At 48.2% G+C, this 10861-nt stretch carries 7 protein-coding genes; 6 read left to right on the plus strand and 1 reads right to left on the minus strand.

Features of this window, described 5'->3' with window-relative positions; translation table 11 throughout:
• Positions 1-23: 23 nt before the first annotated feature.
• From ACO1R6_RS18010 to ACO1R6_RS18035, 6 genes are all read left to right on the plus strand, one after another.
• Complete coding sequence (locus ACO1R6_RS18010) at positions 24-1301, plus strand: efflux RND transporter permease subunit (RefSeq protein ID WP_486266426.1); 1278 nt, start codon at positions 24-26, stop codon at positions 1299-1301.
• Positions 1294-3186: an efflux RND transporter permease subunit gene (locus ACO1R6_RS18015; RefSeq protein WP_486266427.1), complete on the plus strand. Its 1893-nt coding sequence runs from the start codon at positions 1294-1296 to the stop codon at positions 3184-3186. The genes ACO1R6_RS18010 and ACO1R6_RS18015 overlap by 8 nt, the downstream gene beginning before the upstream one ends.
• Entirely contained in the window at positions 3173-4429 is a 1257-nt protein-coding gene (locus tag ACO1R6_RS18020) for a TolC family protein (protein ID WP_486266428.1), read from the plus strand. The genes ACO1R6_RS18015 and ACO1R6_RS18020 overlap by 14 nt, the downstream gene beginning before the upstream one ends.
• A complete protein-coding gene (locus ACO1R6_RS18025) occupies positions 4407-5756 on the plus strand; it encodes a heavy metal-binding domain-containing protein (RefSeq protein WP_486266429.1) in 1350 nt (449 codons plus the stop codon). Before ACO1R6_RS18020 ends, ACO1R6_RS18025 begins: the two co-directional genes overlap by 23 nt.
• A 101-nt stretch (positions 5757-5857) precedes the next feature.
• Positions 5858-7066, plus strand: coding sequence for an efflux RND transporter periplasmic adaptor subunit (locus ACO1R6_RS18030; RefSeq protein ID WP_486266430.1), 1209 nt, complete (start codon positions 5858-5860; stop codon positions 7064-7066).
• Between the two features lie 74 nt (positions 7067-7140).
• On the plus strand, positions 7141-7605 hold the full coding sequence (locus tag ACO1R6_RS18035; RefSeq protein WP_486266432.1) for a DUF1622 domain-containing protein: 465 nt from the start codon (positions 7141-7143) through the stop codon (positions 7603-7605).
• Between the two features lie 648 nt (positions 7606-8253).
• Here the strand turns inward: ACO1R6_RS18035 and ACO1R6_RS18040 are convergent.
• Positions 8254-10452 carry a S9 family peptidase gene (locus tag ACO1R6_RS18040; RefSeq protein WP_486266433.1) on the minus strand — a complete coding sequence of 733 codons (2199 nt, stop codon included), beginning with the start codon at positions 10450-10452 and terminating at the stop codon, positions 8254-8256.
• Positions 10453-10861 lie beyond the last annotated feature (409 nt).

The following is a 10861-nucleotide window of genomic DNA, read 5'->3' on the forward strand; positions in this document are numbered from 1 at the left end:
TGGGTGGGCAAAAATCCATAGATATGATTGGGAAAATAATTTCTATTTCGCTCCGGAACCGGGTAATTGTATTGCTTATAGCGGCTGGTTTGTTTGGATGGGGTGTTTTTGCGGTAAGTAATAATAAAGTAGATGCCATTCCGGATTTATCTGAAAACCAGGTAATCGTGTTTACTGAGTGGATGGGCCGGAGCCCGCAGTTAATTGAGGACCAGGTAACTTACCCGCTGGTAACCAACCTGCAGGGCATGCCGCAGGTAAAATATGTGCGCGGCTCCTCTATGTTTGGCATGAGCTTTATTTACGTAATATTTGAGGACGCCACCGATATTTACTGGGCCCGTGAGCGCGTGCTGGAACGCCTGAACTACGCCACCCGGCTGTTGCCTGAAGGGGCAATACCTACCCTGGGGCCCGATGGTACCGGCGTAGGCCATATCTTGTGGTATACATTAGATGCACCGGGTATGGACTTAGGTGAACAACGCGCTATCCAGGACTGGTACGTTAAATTTTCTTTGCAGAATGTACCGGGCGTGAGCGAAATAGCATCGTTTGGCGGTTTCCAGAAACAATACCAGATCACCCTCGACCCCAATAAACTAACTTACTACAACCTGGCGGTGCCCCAGATTATTAACGCAGTGCGGGCGAATAACAACGAGAGCGGGGGGCGCAAATTTGAACTCAGCGATATTGGCTATATTATTAAAACCACCGGCTATTTACAATCGCGCGCCGAAATAGAAAATATACCGGTAGTTACCCAAAACGCCATTCCCATTCGGGTAAAAGATGTAGCCACCGTGCAAATGACCGGCGAAAGCCGCCTGGGCATATTTGATTTAAATGGTACCGGCGAAGCCGTAGGCGGCATTGTGGTGATGCGCTACGGCGAAAATGCCGCCGAAGTAATTCAGAAAGTAAAAGCCAAAATGCAGGAAGTAGCGGTAGGCTTGCCGCAAGGGGTTAAATTTAATATTGTGTACGACCGCAGCGGCCTTATCCAGGATTCGGTAAACTCCGTCCGAACGACGCTTATGGAAGAAATGATAGTGGCCTCGGTAGTGGTATTTATTTTCCTGTTTCACTGGCGCAGCGCCCTTATTATTATGATCCAATTACCACTCTCAGTAGCCATTGGGTTTATTCTGCTCAATGCTTTTGATATTTCGTCAAATATTATGTCGCTCACCGGTATTGCCCTGTCTATTGGGGTAATTGTAGACGATGCCATTGTTATGGTCGAAAACGCCTATCGCCACTTGGCCGATGCGCAAAATAACCAAACTCATGAATAAAGAAACCCGGCTCTCCATCATAGAAAAAGCGGCCCAACAGGTAGGTCCTAGTGTTTTCTGGAGTACCATTATTGTAATCACTTCTTTCTTGCCGGTATTTTTGCTTACCGGCCAGGAAGGCCGTTTGTTTAGCCCGTTGGCCTGGACCAAAACTTTTATTTTGATTGTAGATGCCTTTGTAGCGATTACGGTTACGCCGGTACTTATTTCTTTTTTTATTAAAGGCAAACTAAAACCAGAACACAGCAACCCAATTAACCGGGGCTTAGAACGGGTATATGGCCCGCTTTTACAGGCTTGTTTAAAGTGGCGCAAAACCACCATTGGCTTAAATATTCTGGCCTTGCTGGTTTGTATCCCGATGCTGCTGCGGTTGGGCACCGAATTTATGCCACCCCTCGACGAAAGCTCGATTTTGTTTATGCCGGTAACCTTACCCGATATATCCAACGCCGAAGCCAAACGCATTTTACAGGTGCAGGATAAAATTATTAAATCGGTGCCGGAAGTAGATCAGGTATTAGGCAAAGCGGGTCGGGCCAATACTGCCACCGACAACTCGCCTATTAGCATGATTGAGACCATTATTTTGTTAAAACCGGAAGCCGAGTGGCGCGACGGCATGACCAAAGCCCGGATTATTCAGGAACTAGATGCCAAACTGCAAATACCCGGCGTTATTAACGGCTGGACTCAACCCATTATTAATCGCATTAATATGCTGGCTACCGGCATCCGGACCGACGTGGGGGTAAAGGTGTACGGGCAACAGCTCGATACCATTGCGGCGGTATCGCAACGGGTCCGGAACGCGTTGCAAGCCATTCCGGGCGTTAAAGATTTGTACATCGAGCCCGTATCGGGTGGCAAATATTTAGAAATTAATACCCAACGCGATGAACTGGGCCGCTACGGGCTTACGGTAAACGATGTAAATGCTGTGGTAGAATCGGCGTTGGGCGGCATGCCCATTGGCAATACTATTGAAGGCCGTCAGCGTTTTTCCATCAACGTGCGTTTGGCCCAGGAATACCGCAACAGTTTGGAGCGTATCCGTCGCATCCCCATTTCTACGGTTGGGGGCAGTACCATTCCGCTTTCGGCGGTAGCCGAAATCCGGTTTGTAGACGGCCCGCCCATGATTACTTCCGAAAATGCGCAATTACGGGGAGCAGTTTTATTTAATGTGCGCGACCGCGACTTGGGCAGTACTGTGCAGGAAGCCATTCAGCGGCTAAACCACGAAATGGGCAATTTGCCCAATGGCTACCGCCTGGAGTGGAGCGGCCAATGGGAAAACCAGGTGCGGGCCAGCCAAACGTTAAAACTGGTGATTCCGCTGGTAATCATTATTATTTTCCTAATCCTGTACTTTTCCTTTAAATCTTTTAAAGAAGCGCTCCTGAACCTAATTACTATTCCGTTTGCCCTGGTGGGCGGCGTATTTATTGTGTACTTCTACGGCATTAATTTATCGGTGGCGGTGGCCGTAGGGTTTATTGCCCTGTTTGGACTGGCCGTAGAAACGGCTATGGTTATGGTGGTTTACCTAAATGAAGCCATGAATAACTTAGTCGCGGCCAAAGGAAACTCCAGCCAGACCATCACCAAAAAAGATATCCGGGAATATGTATTTCAGGGAGCGGTAAAACGACTGCGGCCCAAGATCATGACCGTATCGGTGTCGTTGTTTGGCCTGATTCCGGTGTTGTGGGCTACCGGCGTGGGCACCGATGTAATGCTGCCCATTGTACTGCCTATGATTGGCGGTGTATTTTCTTCTTCTATCCATATTTTACTCGTAACGCCGGTGGTTTTTGAAATGACAAAAGAATACGAACTGAAAAAATACGGCAAACTGGAAATTTATAATGTTAAGCACTAAAAATATCAGGTATTTACTCTTGGCCGGGCTGCTTTTCTGGGGTTTAGGCTCCCAGGCCCAGCAACGCGTTTTGCCCCTCGACAGCGTGTTGTTATACATCCATCATTACAACTTAATGCTGCAGGAGCACGATTTGCAAACCCTGGCTACTAAAACGTATGCCACCGGTGCCAAAAGCCAAATGGCCCCCATGGTAGGCGGCGGCGTTTTTATGTATCCTTACCCCGGCCAGGCTGTAATGGATGGCCGCGACAAAGGTTCTTTTATGGTATCGGCGCAGCAAGATATCCTCAACCCGGCCAAACTGCGCACCAAAGAAAAATATTTACAATCGAAAGTAGCCATCGAAGACGAATCGCACGAAGTAATGTACAACCAGTACCGGGCTCAGGCTAAAGCGCTTTATTACAGTTGGGTGGTACTGGAAAAAAAGAAAGCCGTACTCCAGGAAAGTAACCGCCTGATGCAGTTTATGCTGAAACTGGCCAAAGTACGTTACCCGCTGGGGCAAGGCTCCTTGGGCAATATTTACAAAGCCGAAGCACGGCTGGCCGAAGTAGATAACATGTTGCTCATGACCAACAGCGATATCCAGATGAAAAATATTCAGTTAAACATGCTGATGAGTTTGCCGCCCGATACACGCTTTGCCATTGATACCCTGGTGCAGGTACCGGTGCCCACACCCCTACCCGATACAGCCGCCCTCAGCTCCTTACGCAGCGACGTCCGGCAAATAGACCGCACCATAGAATCGATGCAATTAAATGTAGAACTCGAAAACCTGTCGCGCAAGCCCGATTTTAGTTTTCGTTTCGACCACATGGCTCCGCGTGCCGGCATGATGCCTCAGCAGTTTTCGGCGATGGGTATGGTTTCAATTCCCATTGCACCCTGGTCGGCCAAAATGTACCGCGCCAATGCCAAAGCCATGCACCTGGAAATACAAGCCATGCAACGCGGCCGGACCAACCTGCTAAACGAAGCCCAAAGCATGATTAGCAGTATGGAACTGGAACTCCGCACCAAACAAGCCCAGGTTAAAAACTACGAAAATAAAATATTGCCGGCCCTGCGCAAAAACTACGAAACAACCCTGTTAAGCTACGAGCAAAACACCGCCGATTTACCCCAGGTAATGGATGCATGGGAAGCGCAGAACATGGCCCGGATGGAATACCTGAACAACCTGGAGCAGCTATATTTATTAGGCGCGAATTATGAAAAAGAACTGGAGAAATAAATTAATCTTACTGCTGGCGTTACTCTTACCCCTGGGTTTTACGGCTTGCCAGGAAAAACATGTGGCGCATGTCGCGGGAGTAGAATATACGTGCCCCATGCACCCCCAAATTGTACGGGATACGCCCGGCGACTGCCCGGTATGCGGCATGTTTTTAGTACCCAAACAAACCCCGGCTACCGTTCCGGATTCTAATAACCAAACAACAACCAGCGATTTAAATTACCTGCTGCAACCCACCGACCAGGCCGTAGTAGCCACTATAGCCACTACCCAGCCAGTTGAAAAAGCCCTGGAGAAAGAAATACAAATGAACGGGGTAGTTACCTACGATACCCGCCGGCAGTTTACCATACCCGCCCGCATAGGTGGCCGCATCGAAAAATTGTACGTGCAGTTTAATTTCCAGCCCATCCAAAAAGGGCAACGGCTTTTTGACATTTACAGCCCCGAACTGGTAACGGCTCAGAAAGAATTTATTTACCTGCTGCAAAACGATGCCGCCAACACCGAATTAATACAAGGAGCCAAACAGCGGCTACGGTATTTAGGCGCAACCGAAAGTCAACTACATCAACTGGCCCGCACCCGCCGCGAAACCTATACTTTTCCGGTTTACAGTCCTTACAACGGGTATGTAGTAGATCCGGAAATAACCACTGCTCCTACCTACAGTTCCGGTAATACTACTTCGGCCACCAGTGGTAATATGGGTATGGGCAGCGGCGGCATGGGCAACAGCAGCAATAACAATCCGGGCGGCAGCTCTACCGTTGCAACCCCAAGCCAAGGTTTTTCGGTGCGCGAAGGCATGTACGTAACGCCGGGCCAAACGCTTTTTAAAGTTATTAACGCCGAACAGGTTTGGGCCGAATTTAACGTAACCAACCAGGATGCGCTGCAACTAAAAAAAGGTACGCCCCTGACCATTTCTTTTAACCAATTGCCCGGCCAAAATATTCAGACCCAGATAGATTTAATCCAACCGTATTATGAAGCCGAAGCCAGCTTTGCCAAAGTCAGGGCGCAGTTACCGGCACACGCAGCCCCAGTTCGGGTTGGGCAACTGGTTAGCGGCAAAACAACTTATGCAACGGGTATAGCGCTGTGGGTACCCCAGGCCGCCGTACTGGATTTAGGCACCACGGCCGTAACTTTTGTAAAAAGAGAGGGCGTTTTTAGACCGGTACCCGTTATGGTAGGCGACAGAGCCGGCGAGTTGGTACAAATAAAACAAGGATTGGATGCCCAAAGCCAGATTGCCACCAATGCCCAGTTTTTAGTTGATAGCGAAAGCTTTGTGCGGGTACCTACGCGCGGCTTATAATTGTTTATTTCTACTCAGCCAATTATCCTATCAACAAAAAAGGCATCTGTTTTAACTTAATTCTTCAGAAAGATAAAATCCGGCCGAAAAATATTTATAAAATGAAACAAGTAATAAAAATATACTTCTGGCTTTTGCTGGCGGTGGGCGCGGCAGCCTGCGGCGACCGCCACGCCCACGATACCGGCGAACCCGGTACTACTTACACCTGTCCCATGCACCCGCAAATTATTCAGAGTAAACCCGGCGATTGCCCGGTGTGCGGCATGGCCTTAGTACCGGTTACCAAAACCCAGAACCAGACTACCCAGGCTAGTGTTATGCTTAGCGATAGCCAGATTAAGTTAGGCAATATTACCACGCAGGCGGTACAAACCGGTACCATTAATAACAACACCTTACTAACCGGGCGCCTGGTAACCAACGAAACTCAAACCGACCTGGTGAGCAGCCGGGCGGCCGGGCGCCTCGAACAATTATACGTAAAAGAAGCCGGCGTCACTATCCGAAAAGGGCAACCTTTGTATGCTATTTATAGCGAAGAGCTGCTTACGCTGGAGCGTGAATATTTACTTTCGCTGGAGCAGCAACAAAGCTACGGTGCGCAGGATACCCGCTTGGCCAACCTGGTAGAAGCTGCCCGGAAAAAATTATTATTATCGGGTTTAACCGCCGGCCAAATTCAAAAATTAGGCCGCACACAGCGCCCCGCCGGCCGGCTTACTTTTTTGTCGCCGGCTACCGGTGTTATAACCGAAGTTGTGGCAGCTGAGGGTACTTACGTACCGGAAGGCGGGCTGCTGTACCGGGTAAGCCGACTAGGTAAAATTTGGGTAGAAGCAGAACTTTACCCCGCCGAAGCCCCAGGGGTAAAAACCGGTCAAGCGATTCAGGTAAATATTCCCGGCCTGCCCTCCATGGCGAGTAAAATAGCCTTTATCAATCCGGAGTTCCGGCAACAAAGCCAGGTAATTATTGTTCGGGCAGAAGTCTCGAATGTCGGCGGCCAGTTGTTGCCGGGTATGCCGGCAACTATTACGTTACCTGGTACTTCACCATCTGGCATTACTTTACCCAACGAGGCTATTATTCGCGAAGCCCAAGGCGCGCACGTATGGGTAAAAACCGGTAACAGTACCTTTAGTGCCCGACCAGTAGAAACAGGTGAGGCTGGTGCCGAAAATACGGCTATAACCAGCGGCTTATCTCCTACCGATACCGTAGTTGTAAGCGGTGCCTACTTACTTTACAGCGAGTACGTACTTAAAAATGGCACCGACATACACGCCGGACATACTGCACACCAATAGTAAAAATTATCCTGTCGCAAATTAAGGCCGCACTTTTTCTGGTCCAAGCCGTTTAAAAGGGCAAAAGAATTTGCATGCATGTACTTTACTTAATTCAGGAGCATACCGGCAAACTAAACCGGGAGCCAACTTTTGGCCGTTTGGAAGAAGCGATAAATACCGGGGTTCAGTTTCTGAAACTAACCATCGAAACCATTGGAGCGCTTATTATTGGCATTGGCGTACTCATTGCCTTGGTCTATTTTGTTAAAGCACTTATTCCGCCCCGCGTAGAAAGTTATAATAAAATCCGGCTGGTTTTAGCCCGTTATTTGGCTTTGGCTTTAGAATTTCAGTTGGGTGCCGATATTTTATCGACGGCCATTGCCCCTTCCTGGGACCAGATTGGTAAACTAGGCGCCATTGCTGTAATCCGGACGGCGCTTAACTACTTTTTAAGCCTGGAAATGAAAGAAGAACGCACCGAATCTACTACAACAACGAATGATGCGCATCGGGCTTTGGTGCCCCCACCCGCTGATGCCAAACAAGAAAGTTAAGCTTACGGCACACTGATTTAAGTAACTGGACCATCATAAATCTTCCATTAGCTTTATGAAAACCGTTAAAAAGCTCTTCTCCTGTTTTAGGGAATGGGTTGGTAAAATTACAAGGCAATAAGTAATATACGGCTTGGTTTATCCCTATCTCAGACACCATAAACTACTTAGCGATATTGCTTTCACAGCAGTCCCGAAGGGGCGTAATCTATCCGCAGCCCATCGTTAAGCCTCCCCGTGGGGAGCGGCCTGAAAGGACGTAATATTTACCCGGGAAGTTGCCACGCATGTGTTTGATATATTTCGCCCTTTCAGGACTAAAATAATTCTTGACACGCTGTCTTGTACTAAACCGAGGCCTACAGCCTGGGATAGGAGATTACGCCCTTTCAGGGCTCAAGAAGATATTACCACCTGCTATCTGTTTGCTTATAAGCAACGAACTTATACCTTAACCAAACTAAGTTAAACTACCCGAATAATCAACTTTTAAACGGCTTTTTTGGGAAAGTGAGAAAAAAACAGGCCCTAATTAGTATCTCCTGGCTTCCTATTTTGGCCAGCAGCCGGAAGAAAACTTTACCAGCAATACGCTACTGAAAGCTCCATTCCGGAGTAGCTTTACTTTACGCCAAGGAAATCCCACTTTTACCTTCCGCCCGGCGGACAATATTGTTTCAGGTAATTGGTGTACAGGGTACGCAGATGCTGACCGGTGCCTTCACCTTCAGAAATGCTGTGACTACGGTTAGGGTACGGCATTACCTGAAATTGTTTATGGTGCTTTACCAGTTCATTTATCAGTTGCTCAGCGTTGTTGTAGTGCACGTTGTCGTCGCCGGTGCCGTGGATGTAAAGCAGGTTACCCTGCAGTTTTTTGGCATGGGTAATTGGAGAACCCTGCACAAAATCTTCGCGGTTTTCCTGCGGCAGCCCCATGTAGCGTTCCTGGTAAATATTATCGTAAGTAAGCTGGTTACCTACCGCCGCAATGGCAATACCCGTCTTATAAATATCGGGGTACTGGAACAACAGGTTTAGCGTTGCCGAGCCGCCGCCACTCCAGCCCCATACGGCCACCCGGCTGGGGTCTACATAAGGTCGTTTTAATATTTCGCGGGCTGCCAGCGCCTGGTCTTTTATGTTAACGCGGCCAATCTGGCGGTATACACTTTTGCGCCAGGCACGTCCTTTGGGTACCGGCGTACCCCGGTTATCTACCGACACATAAATATACCCATCGTTGGCCATACTTCCCTGGTACAAATGATTATTGGCCGTGCCGTACGAATCAGCTACTGTTTGCCCCCAGGGCTCGGTATACACATAAAAAACTACCGGGTATTTTTTGGCGGGGTCAAAGTTGGTGGGTTTTACCATCCAGGCATCCATTTCTACCCCTTCGCTGGTTTTAATCTTAATAAATTCTACCGCCGGCGATTTAGCTTTATCATTACCAGCCAAGGCTTGTTCCACGGCACTTTTTCCGTCTAAAGCTTTGTGTTCGGGCACCGAAAGCCACTCGGAAGTTGGGCGGGTGTAGTAGTTAGAGAACCTATGAAACGCAAATTTGGCATCCGGCGAGAACTCGTAATGGTGTGTTCCGGGTTGGGTTACCGGCGAAATACGTTCGGGCTGGCCTTTCCCGTCGAGACGGGTGCGGTACAAATATTTTTGGGTAGCATTTTCGGGCGAGGCCATAAAATAAACAAAACCGCTTGGTTCATGTATTTTAATTATTTCCATTACATCGTAATTGCCGCGCGTAACCAAGGTTTCTTTTTTGCCATTCCGGCTTACCCGGTATAAATGCCGCCAGCCATCTTTTTCGCTGGCCCACAAAAATTCTTTTCCGTTTTGCAGCCAATCCCAACCGCCATTGGTGTACTTCTGGTCCCAACTGGGTTGAATATCAATCCAGGCGGCATCTTTTTCCTGGTAAATTTGTTCGGCCTTACCGGTAGCGACCTGGCAAATAAATAAGCGGCTTTCGTTTTGCTTGCGGTTAAGCTGCTGCAAAATTATTTCGTTCGCGTTAGCTGCCCATTCCAAACGGGGCACGTAATGTTGGCGCGGGTCGCCGGGTAAATTCATCCATTGGGTTTGAGCAGAAGTAACATCGACCACGCCAATTTTGTACGGTGATGGCGCTTCACCGGCCACCGGGTACTCCAGAGGCTGCACTATGGGGTAAATAGAATCGGTATGGTTGATGAGTAAATATTCTTTTACGCCAGTCGCATCTATTTGCCAGTAAGCTATTTTCTTGCTGTCGGGGCTCCACCGGAAACCATTGCGGCAGAAAAACTCTTCTTCGTAAGCCCAATCAAAAGTGCCATTAATGCGCGAACGGGTGCCGTCGGTGGTGAGTTGTTTCTGGGTTTTGCCGGCCAAATCTTCTACGTAAATATTGTTCTGGCTTACGTAAGCTACTTTATTACCGTCCGGCGAAAATTGGGCAAACATGAGGGAGGAGGCCGGTCGGTTAGTGCCTATTTGCTGCAAGGTTTGCGTTGCCATATTGTATACCCAGTAATCGCCACGGGTATCAGCGCGCCAAACTTTCTTTGTGTTGGTATAAATAAGTACCTGTTGTTCGTTGGGCGAAAAAGCAAAACTGCGGATAGTTAAAGGTTGGGGTTTACCGGGCGGGGTTAGTTTGGCCTTGGGCAAGATTATTTTTTTCTCGCGGCTGGGCAGGGTAATTTTTACCAGATTACCGTCTTCTGCTTGCACAAAAGCATTGCCGGCTTTAAGCCAATTTAACGGACCCTGGGCCTGCAGTTGGGAGGTAAGAAAAAGAATATTCAGGAAAAAACACCAGCATAAAATTGATTTTGCTCTCATACACGCGGTAATCAGTTTTGTAAAGTGCGGTTTTGGGTAAACAGATGTAAATGCAATATCGAAAATAGCTCGGGTTAAGTTAGCTTTTGGGGTTAAGTTTGTTTAATAAATAGGTGTTTATCTTTTGAAAGATTCCATCTTTCAATGAGTTGGTGCTAACTAATTTGACAAACCTAAGTTTGCTCCCGGCAGCTTGGTCCCGTCGGTGGGTTCAGACGGTCTAATCTCTCTTTTCTCCTTCGTCGGAATGCTAAAGCACCGGAATCCAAGAAGAGAATCTTCCAGAAGGTCTTCACTCCACCGACTGCTGTAATTACCTCTTAGTTACCGCTGTTCTAATTTAACTCAATAATTTAAGCAAGCATATTTCACAGCATTGAACGTCCCCCTTCGGAGGGGGTAGGGGGAG

The sequence above is a fragment of the Adhaeribacter sp. genome (assembly GCF_057359045.1).

What these genes read in the sequence shown, in the direction of transcription:
- ACO1R6_RS18010 (WP_486266426.1), top strand. Translation starts at nt 24, where the DNA reads ATGATTGGGAAAATAATTTCTATTTCGCTCCGGAACCGGGTAATTGTA.
- ACO1R6_RS18015 (WP_486266427.1), top strand. Translation starts at nt 1,294, where the DNA reads ATGAATAAAGAAACCCGGCTCTCCATCATAGAAAAAGCGGCCCAACAG.
- ACO1R6_RS18020 (WP_486266428.1), top strand. Translation starts at nt 3,173, where the DNA reads ATGTTAAGCACTAAAAATATCAGGTATTTACTCTTGGCCGGGCTGCTT.
- ACO1R6_RS18025 (WP_486266429.1), top strand. Translation starts at nt 4,407, where the DNA reads ATGAAAAAGAACTGGAGAAATAAATTAATCTTACTGCTGGCGTTACTC.
- ACO1R6_RS18030 (WP_486266430.1), top strand. Translation starts at nt 5,858, where the DNA reads ATGAAACAAGTAATAAAAATATACTTCTGGCTTTTGCTGGCGGTGGGC.
- ACO1R6_RS18035 (WP_486266432.1), top strand. Translation starts at nt 7,141, where the DNA reads ATGCATGTACTTTACTTAATTCAGGAGCATACCGGCAAACTAAACCGG.
- ACO1R6_RS18040 (WP_486266433.1), bottom strand. Translation starts at nt 10,452, where the DNA reads ATGAGAGCAAAATCAATTTTATGCTGGTGTTTTTTCCTGAATATTCTT.